At 35.2% G+C, this 18,034-nt stretch carries 13 protein-coding genes and 3 pseudogenes; 8 read left to right on the forward strand and 8 right to left on the reverse strand.

Translation table 11 applies throughout. The annotated features are described in order from the left end of the window. Positions 1–324 precede the first annotated feature (324 nt). Positions 325–1,872 (forward strand): annotated as a pseudogene (locus tag ACNQGG_RS16485) (IS1182 family transposase). Positions 1,873–2,175: 303 nt separating this feature from the next. On the opposite strand, the gene ACNQGG_RS16495 reads toward ACNQGG_RS16485, so the two are convergent. Both ACNQGG_RS16495 and ACNQGG_RS16500 read right to left on the reverse strand, forming a co-directional pair. Then, complete coding sequence (locus ACNQGG_RS16495) at positions 2,176–3,900, reverse strand: hypothetical protein (RefSeq protein ID WP_417965821.1); 1,725 nt, start codon at positions 3,898–3,900, stop codon at positions 2,176–2,178. A 115-nt stretch (positions 3,901–4,015) separates the two neighbouring features. Then, a pseudogene (locus ACNQGG_RS16500) lies at positions 4,016–4,557 on the reverse strand (IS91 family transposase); the annotation flags it as partial. Between the two features lie 437 nt (positions 4,558–4,994). Here ACNQGG_RS16500 and ACNQGG_RS16505 point away from each other — a divergent pair. Further along, positions 4,995–5,516 carry a GNAT family N-acetyltransferase gene (locus tag ACNQGG_RS16505; RefSeq protein WP_417965824.1) on the forward strand — a complete coding sequence of 174 codons (522 nt, stop codon included), beginning with the start codon at positions 4,995–4,997 and terminating at the stop codon, positions 5,514–5,516. A 95-nt stretch (positions 5,517–5,611) separates the two neighbouring features. Here ACNQGG_RS16505 and ACNQGG_RS16510 read toward each other — a convergent pair. After that, a pseudogene (locus tag ACNQGG_RS16510) lies at positions 5,612–6,013 on the reverse strand (transposase); the annotation flags it as partial. Positions 6,014–6,294: 281 nt separating this feature from the next. Continuing rightward, positions 6,295–8,727, reverse strand: coding sequence for a TonB-dependent receptor (locus ACNQGG_RS16515; protein WP_417965826.1), 2,433 nt, complete (start codon positions 8,725–8,727; stop codon positions 6,295–6,297). A gap of 484 nt (positions 8,728–9,211) precedes the next feature. Here ACNQGG_RS16515 and ACNQGG_RS16520 point away from each other — a divergent pair, with 484 nt between their 5' ends. The 4 genes from ACNQGG_RS16520 to ACNQGG_RS16535 all read left to right on the forward strand — a co-directional run bounded on the left by ACNQGG_RS16520 (position 9,212) and on the right by ACNQGG_RS16535 (position 11,941). Then, complete coding sequence (locus ACNQGG_RS16520; RefSeq protein ID WP_417965828.1) at positions 9,212–9,733, forward strand: MepB family protein; 522 nt, start codon at positions 9,212–9,214, stop codon at positions 9,731–9,733. A gap of 411 nt (positions 9,734–10,144) precedes the next feature. Then, positions 10,145–10,483: a hypothetical protein gene (locus tag ACNQGG_RS16525; RefSeq protein ID WP_417965830.1), complete on the forward strand. Its 339-nt coding sequence runs from the start codon at positions 10,145–10,147 to the stop codon at positions 10,481–10,483. Further along, complete coding sequence (locus ACNQGG_RS16530) at positions 10,480–11,145, forward strand: CPBP family intramembrane glutamic endopeptidase (RefSeq protein ID WP_417965832.1); 666 nt, start codon at positions 10,480–10,482, stop codon at positions 11,143–11,145. Before ACNQGG_RS16525 ends, ACNQGG_RS16530 begins: the two co-directional genes overlap by 4 nt. A gap of 88 nt (positions 11,146–11,233) precedes the next feature. Beyond that, positions 11,234–11,941, forward strand: coding sequence for a DUF6629 family protein (locus tag ACNQGG_RS16535; protein ID WP_417965834.1), 708 nt, complete (start codon positions 11,234–11,236; stop codon positions 11,939–11,941). Between the two features lie 16 nt (positions 11,942–11,957). Here the strand turns inward: ACNQGG_RS16535 and ACNQGG_RS16540 are convergent, their stop codons facing one another. The 3 genes from ACNQGG_RS16540 to ACNQGG_RS16550 form a co-directional block, all read right to left on the reverse strand. Then, positions 11,958–12,560, reverse strand: a complete 603-nt coding sequence (locus ACNQGG_RS16540; RefSeq protein ID WP_417965836.1) for a GNAT family N-acetyltransferase — start codon at positions 12,558–12,560, stop codon at positions 11,958–11,960. Positions 12,561–12,882: 322 nt separating this feature from the next. After that, positions 12,883–13,239: a hypothetical protein gene (locus ACNQGG_RS16545; protein ID WP_417965838.1), complete on the reverse strand. Its 357-nt coding sequence runs from the start codon at positions 13,237–13,239 to the stop codon at positions 12,883–12,885. Positions 13,240–13,257: 18 nt separating this feature from the next. Beyond that, positions 13,258–14,436, reverse strand: coding sequence for an AIR synthase related protein (locus ACNQGG_RS16550; protein ID WP_417965840.1), 1,179 nt, complete (start codon positions 14,434–14,436; stop codon positions 13,258–13,260). Positions 14,437–14,789: 353 nt separating this feature from the next. Between ACNQGG_RS16550 and ACNQGG_RS16555 the strand changes: the two genes are divergently transcribed. Both ACNQGG_RS16555 and ACNQGG_RS16560 read left to right on the forward strand, forming a co-directional pair. Beyond that, on the forward strand, positions 14,790–15,071 hold the full coding sequence (locus ACNQGG_RS16555; RefSeq protein ID WP_417965842.1) for a DUF4242 domain-containing protein: 282 nt from the start codon (positions 14,790–14,792) through the stop codon (positions 15,069–15,071). Positions 15,072–15,215: 144 nt separating this feature from the next. Next, positions 15,216–15,584 (forward strand): VOC family protein, encoded by a 369-nt coding sequence (locus ACNQGG_RS16560; protein WP_417965844.1) that lies wholly within the window; start codon positions 15,216–15,218, stop codon positions 15,582–15,584. 134 nt (positions 15,585–15,718) lie between these two features. On the opposite strand, the gene ACNQGG_RS16565 is transcribed toward ACNQGG_RS16560, so the two are convergent. Next, the gene (locus tag ACNQGG_RS16565; RefSeq protein ID WP_416857795.1) at positions 15,719–17,908 is read right to left on the reverse strand and encodes a glutamine synthetase III family protein; all 2,190 of its coding nucleotides are present in this window, start codon (positions 17,906–17,908) and stop codon (positions 15,719–15,721) included. Between the last annotated feature and the right edge of the window lie 126 nt (positions 17,909–18,034).

An 18,034-nucleotide genomic window follows, 5' to 3' on the forward strand; every position in this document is an offset into this window, starting at 1 on the left:
TTTGTTCTCTCTTAACGCATCAGGATGCTTTTTTTTGTAGTCATAATATCCTATTTTAGTTATCTTCGTAAGATAATCAAAATCTACAATGATGCTACCGAAGGTTTAGTTCAACAGGTGTTTTGAGCTAGCTGGAATTTAGTGGAATTACCGTTTCGCATCAAGTTTTCGTTAAGCCGAAAATTGAAAGGTTACGAACTTCCAGCCATCTCAAAGCCACGGAACGTCAAACTGTCTAATAACCTCTTTTCCTCCCGTCAATATTTTTGTGCTAAAAATCGTTCAAAATATTTGCATAACTCGTTGATTTTTATTATATTTAATATGAAATTCATCAACGGAACCAACAGAAACCAACTCCCGCTTTTCGCCTCATCGATTGATGAAGCCATTGCGCAAGACAACGAAATCAGGCTCATTGACCTTTTTGTGGATAGCTTAAAACTTTCTGATTTTGGCTTTAATTTCGATTTTGTCGAAAACGGAAGACCTGCCTATCACCCTTCGGATTTACTCAAACTCTTTATTTACGGCTACCTCAATCGCATCCGTTCTTCCAGAACTTTAGAGAAAGAATGCAACCGCAACATTGAACTCATGTGGCTTTTGAAGGGTTTAGTTCCCGATCACAACACTATTGCTAATTTCAGAAAAGGTAATCCTAAAGCCATTGCTCGCGTTTTCCGTGCAACGGTAAAATTGGCCGCGCACTTTGAACTTATTGGCGGAAGCCTTGTCGCTGGAGACAGCACAAAGCTTAGAGCCCAAAACTCCAAGAAAAATAATTTTAATCCCAATAAAATTAAACGACATATTGCTTATATCGATGCCAAGCTCGAAGAATATAATTTGGCTTTAGCCAAAGAAGATGGCGATACTGATGCTAAACAAACTCTGGAAACTAAAATTAGAAAACACCGCATTCAAAAACAAAAATATATAGGCTATCAAAATACAATCGACACCACTGGCATTACCCAAATTTCGACCTCAGATCCTGATAGTCGCCAAATCATGACTCGAAACAACATCACGGAAGTAGCCTATACAGTACAAACCACAGTAGATGCATGCCACAACATTCCCATTGACTTCAAGGTGACCAATGAAAACGATTCCAAAGCAATGGGCGGAATGTTGCGTCGCACCAAAACCATTTTGGGCCATAACGATTTTACTGCAATTTACGACAAAGGCTATCACACGGGCAGCGAATTTGATTACGCCAACAGACTTGGCGTTGATGTGCTGGTTGCTATTCCTGGTGTTTCCGCTCATGCGCCAGATTTGGCTTTTGATTTAGAATATTTTAAATATGACAAAGTCACAGACTCTTATAGCTGTCCCGCCAATGAAACCATGACTACCAACGGGAATTGGTACGCAAAAAAATGGCAAATCAATCACACAAGTGAAGCATTACAAAACCATTGCTTGCTTGGCTTGTACGCTTTTCAAAAAATGCACCAAAAACGGCAGAGGAAGACTCATAGAACGCTCTCAGTACGCTGATTTAATCTACGAAAACAAAGTCCGAATTGATGAGAATTATGAAATTTATCGCAGACGGCAAGCCATTGTGGAGCATCCTTACATCTTCATTAAACGATCCCGAAGCTTCGGGAGGACTTTTACTATATCATGACAAAGAAAACCATCAAACATGCATCGGCTGATGTAGGTTTGATTTTTACAGCCTACAACCTGCGTCGAATTTTTAATTTAATAGACCAAAATCTATTAAAACAATATCTAAAAGTATTGGTTCTGTTTTTTGGTGTTAAAACAGTCATTTTTAAGGCTCTTTACGACTTCTTTCTATTAATTTTAATCCACACTCTTTTTTACAAAAAGAATATAATTGTAAGCTAAATCACCTATATTTACTTTCTGATTAATAAAAAAAACGCAGTTTGAAGGTTATTAGACATAATGACGTTGGGCAACACTTTAACTGAACGAAACTGAATAAAAATGAGATTTTCAAAATAAGGCTTCAAGATATTTATAAAAATGAAAACAAAACAAAGATTTTGTAGTTGGTCGAGAAGAATTAGTTGATTATTTTAAAATGAATATCAGCCCTGAATTTGAAAAAATAATTGAGTTTCAAATTGATTTTTCAGGGCTTACATTGACTATTGAAAATAAAAAATCCTTAAAATTAGCGTTTTTTTATTTAATCCTTGAAGTTGTAATTTTTACATCGGCGGTGGCCCAACTTTTAGTAATTAGTCTTTCCATTTCTTTAACTTTAGCTTTGTTGTTCCGTTTTTCATAAGCCAATTTCAATCCGTGATGCGACCATCCATTTTTTGGAAATCTTCTTAAATCTTCTTCATAGGTTTTAATTGCATCATTATATCGTCCAGCTTCAATTTGAATGGCACCCAAATGATGTCTTACCGAGAAAAACCAATCGGGTGGTTCATTATAATTTAAATCATCTTCAATAGCCACTGCTTTTCGCAGTAAATTAATGCTTTGAGCATAATTTCTTTCGGAAGCTAAAATTTCAGCTTTTAAAACTTTAGATGCAATTTGAACAATGTTTGCCATCGAATTAATTTGCCAAATCGTCATTTTCTCTAGAGATTTATCATTGGACAAAACATCAAGAGTAAGCAATTCTTCTTTTGCTTTTTTGAAATCTTTCTTACCCAAATAGGCCATTCCTTTAGCATAATGAGATATGGCACGAGGGTATTTTAAAGTATCTGAAACCAATTTCATTTTCAGAATTTCATCCCATTTCCCAAATTTTACTGCCACAAAATACGGAATCACATAATAATGCTGTAGTGTTGACCAGCCAGGTTCAATCATCGTTTTTGGATGCACATGATTTGACGTTTCATTAGCACCCATCATAGCCCATTTTAAGTTGCCTTCCAAAGTAGCTGTTCCTGCCATAAAATGATAATTGTGCGGATAATAGGCTAACGGATAAGCACCTTGCGCGTGGCACTTGGTAACATAATTACTATCCACCTTAACAGCGTTAATATTAGCCAAAGTTCCTTTATGATACTCTCCCGTTCTGATATAAATATGAGAAGGCATATGAACCAAATGTCCTAAATATTTTGCATTCCCATCATCAAAAAATTGAGCTGAAGCATTGGCTCGTTGTGGTGTATTCGAAGCTTCCACAGCATGAATGTAAAAATGGTTGGCACCAATATGCTTTGGATTTTTTTTGAGTATTTTTTCAAATAAGGTAACTATTTCTGGCGTCCATTTTTTTGGAGTACCGTTTTTTTCGTATAAATCCCAAGGATGCAAATCCATTACCGACTCGGCATACAACGCATTAATATCAACATCATCCGGAAACTTACTATTTACTTCTTTCATAGCAATGGAGTAAGCCATATCGAATTGACTTCTGTCTTCAACCGGCTGAGCAACATATCTTTTAGCCAAAGCATTAATTAAAGCTTTTTCTTTCACTGTAGCTTTATCTTGCAATTGTATCGCTTGTTGAATTGCCTTATACGCTCTTTGGTAATTATCTGGTTCCATACCTGCGTTATAATTAGGTCCTAAAACATAGGCAAATCCCCAAAAACACATCGCACATTCTGGATCAAGTTTAGTTGCATAATAAAATGAACGTGCGGCTTCTGCGTGATTAAAGCCATAGGACAAAGCCAATCCTTGATTGAAATACTTTTGAGCTTCTGGATTTTTAGTACTGATAGGATAATTAACAACATCCATTCCTTTAAACAATGGTGCTTTATTGTTTGAAGTGTACCATTTCGCATCAACAATTGGAGGTGCACAACTCATACTTTTTTGTCCAACTACTACTACTTCTTTTTTTGGAGTAATTTCTTTTTTGCAGGAAAAAAATACAAAAACAATAATCAGTAGTATCAAAACATTTTTTTTCATAATTACAACTTATTAATTAATTGAAAATCAGTATAAATTTACAAAAAATTAATAACTTAAAAAAGCGATCGCACAACAGCTAGGGTTTCGTTGCGTGCGCAGCACGAACAAATGAAACCCGTGTTGAACGGACTCCAGCCATTCGATAATCCTTGTAATCAAAAGTCACATTCTGCCCATCAATGTTTTTGATTCTATGATTGCTAATGGCGATTTTGTGAGCGTATCTTCCCAAATATTCCACCACCGACTTTGGGCTTCCAAAAGGACGTTTGGCAAAACTACCCAATATTTTTGCCATAATTCTTGCCGAATTTGCTCGTAACCAATCGGGTTTTTGACCTTTAGCTTTTCGCAATATTTAGCCCTAAAAACTTTGGACAACGCCTTGACTGGAAATAGAAATTTACCATCGGTGCGACTGTTTTGCCATTGTCCATTTTTGTCCACGCCACCGCCGGGAACAATGCAATGCAGGTGCGGATGCAAGCTCAATTGTTGTCCCCAAGTGTGCAAAACGGCAATCATTCCCATTTGCATTTCTTTGGCTTTGCCAAAACTTTGAAGCGTTTCCCAAGTAGCTTCAAACAAAGTATCATAAACCATTTTTGACTGGTGTATCGCCAAAGAATTAATGCTGTCTGGCAAGGTAAAAACCGAATTGAGGAGAATTATGAAATTTATCGCCGACGGCAAGCCATTGTGGAGCATCCTTACGGCGTCATTAAACGATCCCGAAGCTTAGGGAGGACTTTTGCTATATCATGACAAAGAAAACCATCAAACATGCATCGGCTGATGTAGGTTTGATTTTTACAGCCTACAACCTGCGCCGAATTTTAAACCTGATTGACCAAAATACAAAACAATATCTAAAAAGTATTGCTTTGTATTTTGGGGTTATAACAGTCATTTTTAAGGCTCTTTACGACTTCTTTCTATTAATTTTAATCCGCACTCTTTTTTACAAAAAGAATATAATTGTAAGCTAAATCACCTATATTTACTTTCTGATTAATAAAAAAACGCAGTTTGAAGGTTATTAGACATAATGACGTTGGCTGTCAGGCAGAAAAACCGTCTTTAAAACAAAAATGAATAAGAACTTGCAAACTTTCCCAATATTGATTACCGAAAGGTTGACGCTTCGGAAACTTTCAAAAAATGATTCCGAAGAAATATTGCAACTACGCTCGAATACAGAAATAAATAAATTTCTTGACAGGAAACCGAGCAAAACATTAGAAGATGCCTTAAATTTTATCAAAAGTATAATTGAAGATGAAAGCAATGAACTTTTTTATTGGACAATTACAAAAACTGGCGAAGATAAATTAATTGGTACAATTTGTCTATTTGACTTCTTAGGTGATTTAAAGAAATGTGAAATTGGATATGAACTTCTTACTGAATATAATTGTCAAGGAATTATGATCGAAGCTGCGAAGAAGGTTATAGGATATGCAATTGAAACACTTGGACTAAAAACGATAGATGCAATAACGCATAAACATAATCAAAGCTCTACTAGACTTCTTCAAAAATTAAATTTTAAGAAATTGGAAGATGCAGTCGAAAATAATCCAAATCTTATTCTATTTAGATTGACAACATAAAGCTATCAAGGTCCGCACAGCTAACAGCTAGGGTTGCATTGCGTGCGCAGCACGAACAAATGAAACCCGTGTTGAACGGAACCGGAGTACATGCCGTACCCTCCCAAATATTCCACCACCGACTTTGGACTTCCAGCAAAACTACCCAATATTTTTGCCATAATCCTTCCCGAATTTACTCGTAACCAATCGGGTTTTTAACCTTTAGCTTTTCGCAATATTTAGCCCTAAAAACTTTGGACAACGCCTTGACTGGAAATAGAAATTTACCATCGGTGCGACTGTTATGCCATTGTCCATTTTTGTCCACGCCACCGCCGGGAACAATGCAAGCTCAATTGTTGTCCCCAAGTGTGCAAAACGGCAATCATTCCCATTTGCATTTCTTTGGCTTTGCCAAAAATTTGAAGCTTTTCCCAAGTAGCTTCAAACAAAGTATCATTAACCATTTTTGACTGGTGTATCGCCCAAGAATTAATGCTGTCTGGCAAGGTATAATCCGAATTGAGGAGAATTATGAAATTCATCGCCGACGGCAAGCAATTGTAGAGCACCCGATCGCGCTGATATACCACATCGTTAGCGCAGTTTTGCAAACTGTGCCTACTAACGAGAGCTATCAAAAAACTATATTCATAAAACGGTAAAGTTTTTTGTATGGAAACAAAAATTGAAACCGTGGCTAAACTTATTTTACCAGATTTGTTTGTATTGGCTGTAAGTAGGAATATCCAATGTAGAAAAACAGTAAAATCCCATAAAACTATTAAAAATATTCTTATTTTTTAATGGTATAATAGGTGTTTTTGACTACAGGAATTCCGCCCGAAGTAATCCCTTCTAAAGCTACTTTTACTTTAGTTTCCACCTTGGTATTGTAATAATTCACACTAGCATTTCCTGTTTTATCGGGATGCACATACGGATTCCAATAAAGCGTGTTTCTTACATCTGCTTTATTATCTATCTCTGTTTTTGCTTGTTCAGGATTTGGTGCGTAAAAAATACGGGCAGTGTAAAAGCCCTCTATTTCTTTTTTAATAGAATGAAAACCTCCTTTTTCATACGAGGTTTTCGCATCTGGTTTGGTATAAACCGCAATAATACCATTAGCAGCATCTGCCCCATAAAACATTGTTGCTTGCGCCCCTTTTATTACGTCTATTTTTTCAATATCACCAAGTTGAACAAAGTCAATTTCTGCCTTAAACGCTGTATTACCATTTAATAAAAAAAGTGGTGCTCCATCAAAACGCATAAAACGAACCGAGTCATCTGAAGAGATGACACCAGGAACCTTTTGTACAATAAGATCATAAATATCGGTAAATGTAGCTACACTTTCATCTGGAACATAACTATTGTCTGGAATTCCATAGAATATAGGTGTTTGGTTTTTCCTTTTAGCAACAATACTAACTTCGTCCAAAATATTTTCAGGCTTTATTCCAAAAGCTACAAATTTCTTAAACACATTTTCAACTATTCTACGTGTGGTTTCCGTCCATTTAATGGGCTCATTTTCAAAAGCAACAAGTAATGGACTTTGTTCAATAGGATTTACAATTATTTCACCTCTAAACTTTCCTTTTTTATTTCTAGAATTCAAAAACATATTGGTTTTCCCTGAAAACATTATGTTTTCAAATTTAAAACTTCCTATAGAATCTGTAGTAGTGTTAAAAATATTCATATGTTTTTTATTTATTAAAGACAATGTCATATTATTATTTACTAATGCCTTTTCTCCAAGGAGTTGCTTAACCCTACCCGATATTGTAATGCCTTTTTCTGCTTTATAGCTGATCGCATCGTTAAATTTCGGCATTGTTTTCCATAAAAAATCACGCCAACCTTGCGTTAAAAGCAAGTCGTCTAAGTGTTCTAATCGTTTTAAATTAGTAGGATTAAAATAATAACTCGGATTATACACCTTTCCTCTAATGTCAGATTCCATCAGGAAATAAGAACTAATAGTTGTACCAAAATCTTTGTCTTCTACTATTCCATTCATGTCAGTTACACTTAATGAAAAACTTGCTGATTTAGCTACGCCTGTCTTCGATTTTGAACTAATATTTATCGTAGCTTTTTCATTTGGCTTATAGCTCGCTTTGTCAGACACTAATTGCACCTCTAAATCGGGTTCTTTTTCAATGTACACTAAGCGCTCACTTTGCGGTTTAGAATTACTGTCATATAGTGTTATTTGGCTGATGCCTTCCGGAGCTTTATCTTTTGTCAATTCAAAAGACAATGCAGTTTGTGTTACAGTTAGTATACTTTCTAAATAGGAAATTCCTTTTGCTTTACAAACCACGGTAAGTGCAGCATTAGGATTTTGTGCCAATGTTGCTTCGTTAGTATTAATGCTTATAATGTTTTTGCCTTTGAACGTTCTAAAACTTAATAAATACCCTTCCTTAGTTACTTTTGGAAGTTCCTGACGCTGTTCTGCCCCAGTTAAGGTCTTTATTTTTGCGTAATAATTTTTCCCTCCAGTTGGTATCATTTGAAATTTCCCCATACCATCATGAGGGCTTAAAAAAGTGGTGATCAATTCGTTATCGGAATCGTAAATTTCACCTAGAATATTTATGGGGTTTCCATCACTATCGACGGCTTTAAAACCCACAATACTAGCCACATTTTCTAAAAGTGAACCACCTTCAGGAGAGAAATCAACCGTAATCTTATTTTTATTACTAGATTCATTTTCAGTAGTTATGACTGCTATAGCAGTATTTTGTGCTTTATTGAGTTTAAAATGTGCTTCAAAAACATCGATAATTTCAATATTCTTTTTGAATACAAAATCATCCCCAAAATTTCTATTCCAATTGGTGTAAGCCCGTATTTGGTAAACCCCAGGTTTTACGCTAATAGAATCGGTTAATTTAAAATCGCCATAGCCTAATCCCATTTCTAAATTGGTCTTATTTTGGGCAATTATTTTAGAATCGGGCGAAATTAATTCTACATATAAAACATTGCTATTATCAAAAAGTAAGTTATTGTATGCCCTTACACTATAAGCTTTGTACCATAAATCATCACCCAAAAAATAGCTTGACCGATCAGTATGCAGATATATTTTCTCAATATCTGGAATTACTTTTTGAACCTGTGCATTCAAAAAAACAGATGTTAAAAGCATACCTAAAAAACAAAGGATGTGGCACTTTTTATTTCTATTAAAAGATTCAAACATTTAAAATATAATTTATATTAAACAATTTCAAAGAAAAGTGAAGGTATATAAAAATCGTGTTAATTTAACACTTATACATTATAAAAAAAGTTGTTCATTACCCCCCGATCGATCGGAAATATACTAAATCTTCACGCGTTGAAGTTCTGCAAGCTGTATCTGTCAATGAGAGTTATCAAAAACAACAGTCATATCTATAAAACGAGATAGTTTTTTGCATGGAAACTAAAATTAAAACCCTAGCTAAACTTATTTTGCTAAACTTATTTTGCTAGATTTGTGTTGGATGCAAGTAGGAATGGGCACCGTTTGCAAACCTGCTATCCAGCACGGGATATTTTTCTTAAATCCGAGCAATAGGAAGTTGGACTTGTACTTGAATTAAAAGGGATTAACCCGAAAATTAAATTTCAACTAAACACATGATAACAAATAAGATATCATATACAAAGCTAAAAATATTAAAAATTCACAAAACTTATCCTTGCCCTCTACCCCAATCCAAAATATTCTCCTAGAAACCAAAACCCTTATTTTTGAACCCTGTGGTTTTGAACTTACAAATGTAGTACTGGAAAAAGAAAGCAAGGATTATAGTGCGTATCAATTTGAACTGAATGCACTAAAAACACTATTTCGCGTAGCCAAAACTACTCCTACAAAAGTGGGCCAATTTGTTACGTTATGGAAAAGAATAGTAAAAGGGCCTATACAGCCTTTTGATCTTTCAGATGACATCGATTTATTTGTTATCAATACTCGAAGCGGGGATTATTTTGGTCAATTCGTATTTCCTAAATCCGTGCTTAGTCAACAAGGAATCCTTAGCACTGATTTAAAAGAAGGGAAACGCGCTATTCGGGTGTACCCGCCTTGGGACATTACAACCAACAAGCAGGCCCAAAAAACCCAAAAATGGCAATTAGATTATTTCTTGGAAATCCCCTTGGACAAACCCATAGATTCAGAACGTGCAAAATTCCTTTATTTGCAGCAAATTAAATGACATTTAAAATCAACCTCATTTAAGTAATTCTAAATGAGGTTGATTAAAAACGTATTTTATTAATTTTATTTTTACAATATACTGATTTTCAGTTGCTATAGTCGAAATTTATTTTTAATTTAGCTCTTATGAAGGACTTCCTATTTTAGAATCCTACTATCCCCAAAATCTTATTATTTTTTGCAAGTTAGTCAGGAATATCAATTCAACTAACGCATAGGTTAAATCAATTGTTTAAAAAATGATGGGTCGTAACTCCTCATTGTATTTTAAGAATATTTTTTAGCGTTTCCATTTTCAATAACCCATTTTCATTTTAATCCGTTTACAATAATGATACAATTATAATAAGTGTATACCATTCGTTTTCTATGTTTCTAACCAAGCTATTAATAGATAAACCAAAGCATTATGGACACCTTTAAAGACAGTGTAAGCAACAAACAGATTAGCTGGTTATCCATCGTACTAGTGGCATTGCTACTGTTGTTTTGGGTTCTGTTTCTATTTAAAGGAGAACATCGTTTTACTTTGGTGCTTTTTAGTAAAGACGCTGCCATACCCTTTTCAGAAAATTACGGTGCTGTTAAATTTCCTTTCCATGAAAAAAATTATGAAGTTGTAATTGCTGAAAAAGGGAGGTGCATGAGTTCTGGCTGGTTGCTTTTACTCGTGCCTGCAGTATTTCTATTCAGTTTAGTTTTTCCGAGAAAATTATTGAAAAAATCATTTAAAAAGAGAAAAAAATGAACCTTTCTGAGCAAACAAAAACGATACCCCGACGAACCAAAAAAGGAGTGCTGGATGCCATAATCAGTAGTGCTGAAATTATGTTATTTGCCTATTTAATCACCTACCCTTTTCCATTTAAAGCCGTCGCCTTTATTCCTTTGGTAATGGTCGCTTTTATCATCAGCCGTGATATCGATTCGCTTCCAGTAACATTCAGGCTTTTATTTAGGAATCTTTTCTCCCTAAAAATGCTGATACAAATTGTCATTGGTCTTGAACTGGGTATTATAGCCGCAATCTATTATAGAGAAAATTTGGGAATACCGATTCTACCTTCGGTAATACGACCATTTGTATTAGTGGCGGTAAGTGTTGCTGCAATCGAAGAATTAGTTTTTCGTGGTTTCATACAAGGTCAAATCAGCAAATTAAATACAGATTTTGCTGTGGTATTTGCCGCCTTTGCACATGCATCTTACAAAGCCTGTTTATTCCTTTCGCCCGTGGCGGTTCATCAACAAAATATTGTATCGTTTTTTATATGGTCCTTTGCGGCTTATATCCTACTTGGGTTTTTAAAACATTATTCAAAAAGCATCGTACCTGTCATTATAACGCATGCCATTTTTGATTTGATTGTTTATGCCGAAGTCCTGCAAGCACCATGGTGGGTGTGGTAATCAACAAGACGAGATAGTGTTATTTAAAAAATAGGAAACCATCAATGGAGACTCTTGAATATTTTTCAATTCACTTAAACTAAAGCCTATGTGTTTTTCAGCTAGTGCGAGTTTTGGAGCGGGTATTGTTCTTGCAGCGATAAGTGTTGCGACAATAAAAAAAGTGCAAAAACCATCCCAAATATATTTTGCCTGTATCCCGATTATTTTTTGCATACAACAAATTTCAGAAGGTTTTTTATGGTTAGCATTAACCAAACCTTATTTCGCTCCGTTACAACAAGTCACAACCTATACCTTTTTGTTTTTTGCACAAGTGGTCTGGCCTATATGGATTCCTTTTGCATCGGTGAAACTTAAAAAAGAAGAGGAAAATGTACTTTTTCAGTGGGTATTGGTTGTAATAGGACTTTCAGTCGCTTTATATCTTGGGTATTGTTTGATTACTTATTCGGTTGAAGCTAAAATTACTGGATGCCATATCTCTTATATACAAGGATATCCAATAGTATTTAGTGCTTATGGAGACCTGCTTTATATTATTGCTACTGTTGCCCCGCCATTATTCTCAGAGATTAAAAAAATGTGGATTTTAAGCATTACCATCATCGTTTCCTATATCATTAAAACCATTTTGTATGTGGACTATATTGTTTCGGTTTGGTGTTTCTTTTCTTCGATTATTAGCATCTCCGTACTAATCGTTATGGACGAAATTAAAAACCCCAGTAAAAAACATTCCAAATATTATTCCAGATACTATTGTGATGATCATACTAAAAGTACCACTGTTTAAAACTAAAACTTAAATTTTACTGTAATTTATTCTTCAGATTTTCTTTAACACTATCGAACCATTCATTGCTGAGAATACTCAAAATAATACTGTCTCTTCGTACGTCACTCCCTAGAGTGGGCATGTGATTTCGCATAACGCCTTCTACAGTACATCCAATACTTTTCATGGCAGCAATACTTCGCTGGTTGTTATTGTCTGCGCGAAATTCTACACGTTCCATTCCAAGGGTTTCGAAAGCAAATTGCAACAGCAAAAATTTACAGCGTTTGTTGAGTCCGGTTCCCCGGAAATCTTTTCCGTACCAAGTGTAGCCCAATTGTAAGGTTTTGAACTCCAAATTAATGTCGTAAAAACGAGTGCTTCCTGCGTATTTCCCAGACTTTTTATCGAAAACTATAAAGGGGAATTCGGTTTTATTTTCTTTGGCTTTTAAGGCTATTTTGATGTAGTTTTCCAGATTTTCTTTACCGTTTGCACGTACTAAAGAATATTCCCAGGTTTCGGGTTCATTGAGGGATATTTCCAATAAATTTTCGACATCCGTTTCCAGTAAAGGACGCAGTAAAATAGATTCGTCTTCGAGGATTGTATTTTGGGGGAATTGAGAAATAGACATGGTTCTTTTTTTTTGCTAATTTATAAAAAAAAGACAATACCAGTTTGCATACATTTAGTCCGATTTCTTAAACAGATAAAGGAATATAAATTCATTTAAGTGAGACCCTTTTGAATTCATAAATGGAATAATATCCTCCTTTTCATAGATAATCGCTGATGTTAGCCCAGATAAGAGAAAAGCCCACAGTATAAAACACAAATTTTTCTTGTTATAAAAGAGCGACCAACGGAAGCTCCTTTTATGACTTAGAAAAATAGTATTTTATGCGCGGACTGAAACGGTTAGCTGTCCCGAGCCTTCGGGATAGCTTCTAAAAATGCTACTCACTCATTTCATCGTAACGCTCTGGAACTTGTGGATCATACAGAGGACAATTGAACTCAGCCAATGCATCTACCAATTGATTCATGATTTTCCCTTCGGTGCCGTAGCAATCAATTTGAATGCTTTGATGAGTGGTTTTTATTTGAAAAGCACCTTTCCCTTTGTTGTTTTTCCAACTGTTGTCATCTACTTTTTCCCATTGAGAGAACAGCTTATTGATCCTATTGAGGATGACTGTTACAGGAAGTTCTTCGAGACCTATTACTTCTTGTTCCTCAATAATGGCTTCGTAAACCAAGTGATGGTTTAGATAAATGCCCTCCTGATATCTCCAAAAAAGTAATTCGTACATGTCGTGTTGCTTTATTTTTTAATATTCAAAAGTTCCGTACTCACTGGTAATAGTCAGTCTTTTAGCATCGGCTGCCTCTACTCTACCTACGATTTGTGCATCGACATTAAACGATTTTGAAATCGTGATAATGTCTTGAGCAATAGCTTCGGGAACATATACTTCCATGCGGTGTCCACAATTGAATACTTGGTACATTTCTTTCCAATCGGTTTTGGATTGTTCTTGTATCAACTGAAATAATGGAGGAACTGGAAATAAACTGTCTTTTATAATGTGTAGATTTTGTACAAAATGTAAAATTTTGGTTTGCGCTCCTCCACTACAATGCACCATTCCGTGAATTTCATCAGCAGTATATTTGTCTAAAATTTTCTTTATAATAGGCGCATAGGTTCTGGTTGGCGAAAGCACTAATTGTCCTGCATCGATTGGCGAATTTTCAACAGCATCGGTCAATTTTACTTGTCCGGAATAGATTAATTCTTCAGGAACTGCAGCATCAAAACTCTCCGGATATTTGGTTGCCAAATATTTCCCGAAAACATCATGACGCGCCGATGTTAATCCGTTGCTTCCCATTCCGCCATTATAGCTTTTTTCGTAAGTAGCCTGACCAAAAGAAGCCATACCTACAATTACGTCACCCGCTTTAATATTAGCATTGTCAATTACTTTAGAACGTTTCATACGAGCCGTAACGGTAGAATCTACGATAATAGTTCGAACGATATCCCCTACATCAGCCGTTTCACCTCCTGTGGAATGAATGGTCACGCCAAAAGAATCCAGTTCTTGGATTAACTCTTCGGTTCCATTGATGATTGCTGAAATTACTTCGGCAGGAATAAGATTTTTGTTTCTTCCAATAGTGGATGAAAGTAAAATATTATCAGTTGCTCCTACACACAATAAATCATCGATATTCATAATCAATGCATCCTGTGCAATACCTTTCCAAACAGAAATATCTCCTGTTTCTTTCCAATACATATACGCCAGAGAAGATTTAGTTCCCGCTCCGTCCGCATGCATAATAAGGCAATAGTCTTCGTCTTGGGTTAAATAATCCGGGACAATTTTACAAAATGCTTGAGGAAACAATCCTTTATCGATGTTTTTTATGGCGTTATGCACGTCTTCTTTGGATGCCGAAACACCGCGAAGCGCATATCTTTTTGAAGTATCTGAACTCATGTAGTCTAGTTGTGTAACCTGCTTTTGGGCAGATGTGTTTTGCGGCAAAGATAATTATTTTTTTTGGGTTTTGCCTATCGGGTTTTCAAGTGTTTCGTTAAATCTATAATCTATAAATCGAATGTGAATTTATTTCATTAAATTTGTCATACTATTTTGTTTACTAGAACTTTATAAAAAAATATCTATAAATAAACACTGCTTATTGCAAGAAACATAACACTAAATTTGTACTGATTTTTATTAAAATTCAAAACCTAGAAAACCAAAAAAAGTGGAAACCAGCGACCACATAAAAAAACGGGGCCCTTACCGAAAAGCCATAAGAGTAGGAAACTAAAAACCATAACATTATGCCTAAATATGTAATTGAAAGAGAAATTCCCGGTGCTGGCAAGCTTACTGAAGATCAGCTAAGAGCCATTTCACAAACTTCTTGTGGAGTACTGGGTAAAATGGGACCCCAAATTCAATGGGTCGACAGCAAAGTCACCGCTGACAAAATCTATTGTACGTATATCGCTCCCAACGAGGATATGATTCGCGAACATGCAAAGGCAGGTGGATTTCCAGCAAATTCCATAAGTCAAGTATTTGCGACCATTGACCCTACAACTGCAGAACAAACGGTTTAGTCTGGAACGACCTTAAAGAGCAGTAATGAAAATAAAAACCAACAGACAAAAAACTGAACTTAAAATCTGTGTTTAGAATTTAACCGCAAAAAAGTCTTGAAAAACAGTAATTCAACACTTTATAAACAAAAAAATTAAATTAAGATGAAAAATGCAATTAACTGGTTTGAAATTCCAGTAAAAAATTTAAGCAGAGCACAAGCCTTTTACGAAACAGTTTTAGGCGCAAAAATGCAGCCAATAGAAGCCATGGGCATGAAATCAGCTTTCTTCCCGGCAGATATGGAACATGGAATTGGAGGTAGCTTAGTCGAAAGTGAAACGCATCAACCAGCTGACAAAGGCACTTTAGTTTATCTCAACGGTGGTGATGATTTGAGCATCCCTCTTGCAAAGGTTGAAGCAGCAGGCGGAAAAGTTGTTATGCCTAAAACATCAATAGGACCTAATGGTTTTATGGCACACTTCACTGACTCCGAAGGAAACAAAGTAGCATTTCACTCCATGAAATAACAGAAAAGTCAAACAGCAATTAGAAGCTTAAATGACTATTTACTTTATAAATCCGAGCCAGAAATCTTTATAATTAAACCATAAAAAATGCCTGTCAGTTTTTGACAGGCATTTTCATGAAATAGTGTTTGTTATTATTTTGTAAACAACAATTCTCTATATTTAGTCAATGTCCAAAGTTCATTATCTACCAATAACTCCAGTTTATCACAATGTTCACGGATTACTTCAAAATAAGGCTTTACGTTATTACAATAGGCCTCAGCCATTTCTTGAGCATCAGTCATTACGTTTGCTTTCTTTCTTTCGTTAGTCATTTCAACTACTTTAGAATTGATTCCTTCAATATGTCTTGAAATATCTTTGATTAATATAATTTGCTCTTTGGCAATTGTTTCAAACTCAGCTCCAAAAATATCTTTCAACCCTTTAACATTTTCAATCAACGTATTTTGGTAACGGATTGCAGTTGGAATAACGTGATTTGTAGAAATATCACCTAAAACTCTTCCTTCAATTTGAATTTTCTTAGTGTATTCTTCCAATTCAATTTCGTAACGCGCTTCCACTTCAATGTGGTTCATGATTCCCATTTCAGAAAACAAATCTAAAGCTTGTTTAGAAGCTCTCGCTTTCAATGCTTCAGGAGTAGTTTTAAAGTTGCTTAAACCTCTTTTCCCTGCTTCGATTTCCCATTCATCACTGTAACCGTCTCCTTCAAAAAGAATTTTTTTGGAAACTTTAATATACTCTCTCAAAACATTGAAGATAGCATCGTCTTTCTTCATGTCTTTAGATTCAATCAAAGCATCAACTTCAATTTTAAAATCTTTCAATTGTTTAGCAACAATAGTATTCAAAGTCGTCATTGCATTAGCACAGTTTGCAGAAGATCCTACTGCTCTGAACTCAAATTTATTTCCTGTGAAAGCAAATGGTGAGGTTCTATTTCTATCTGTATTATCCAAAAGCACATCTGGAATTTTACCTACTACATTTAATTTTAAATCTGTTTTCTCTTCTGGAGATAATTTCCCGGTAGTTACCCCTTCTAATTCAGCTAAAACTTTGGTTAATTGCTCTCCAATAAATACAGAAATAATTGCCGGTGGTGCTTCATTTGCACCTAATCTATGGTCATTACTTGCCGTTGCAATTGCACCTCTTAATAATGATTCATAATCATTTACCGCTTTTATAGTATTAATAAAGAAAGTCAAGAACTGTAAATTGCTCATAGGCGTTTTACTTGGACTCAACAAGTTTACTCCAGTATCAGTTGCTAATGACCAGTTGTTGTGTTTTCCGGAACCATTAACTCCTTTGAACGGTTTTTCATGGAATAATACTTTCAAATCATGACGTTCAGCCACTTTTTGCATTACATCCATTAATAAACAGTTGTGGTCAACTGCTAAGTTAGTCTCTTCAAAAATAGGTGCCAATTCAAATTGATTTGGAGCCACTTCATTATGACGTGTTTTAACCGGAATTCCTAACAACATACATTCTTGCTCTAAATCCCTCATGTATGTTAACGCACGTGTTGGAATTGAACCAAAATAATGATCGTCTAATTGTTGCCCTTTTGCAGAGGTATGTCCAAGCAAAGTTCTTCCTGTCATCAAAAGATCAGGACGAGAATCTGCTAACGATTTATCAATCAAGAAATATTCTTGTTCCCATCCCAGGGTTGCAGTAACTTTCTTTACATTTTTATCAAAATACTTACATACTTCTGTAGCCGCCTCATCCATTGCAGATAAAGCTCTCAATAATGGAATTTTATTATCTAATGCTTCTCCTGTGTAAGAAATGAAAACCGTAGGAATACATAAAGTAGTTCCATAAATAAATGCTGGAGAAGTTGGATCCCAAGCTGTATATCCTCTTGCTTCAAATGTGTTTCTAATTCCACCATTTGGGAAACTGGAAGCGTCTGGTTCTTGTTGTACTAATTGTGCTCCACCAAATTTTTCTACCGGATCACTACCGTCATAAGATGTTTCAAAAAAAGCATCATGTTTTTCAGCAGTTGTTCCTGTAAGAGGTTGAAACCAATGAGTATAATGAGTAACCCCTTTTGACAAGGCCCACTCTTTCATTCCCATTGCTATATAATCAGCTAATTTCCTGTCTATTTTAGTTCCGTGTTGAACGGCACCTTGCACTCCTTTGAAAGCATCCGAAGTCAAATATTGCTTCATTGCCCTTTCATTAAACACATTTGCACCAAAAATAGTTGATTTTCTATCAGTCTCTTCAAATTGAACTGGCTTTCTGGTTGAAGCTTCTCTCAAAGCTTGAAAACGTAGTGTTGACATAATTTATAAATTTAAATATTAATCGTGATTTAAAATACATACAAATATAATTCATTCCTGTAATATTTTAATCCTCTCATTAACATATCTTAACTTTCTTTTTTAACGTAGAATTAAAATAAAAAA

Origin of the sequence: Flavobacterium esculini (assembly GCF_048284325.1) — a bacterium.
Taxonomy (GTDB): Bacteria; Bacteroidota; Bacteroidia; order Flavobacteriales; family Flavobacteriaceae; genus Flavobacterium.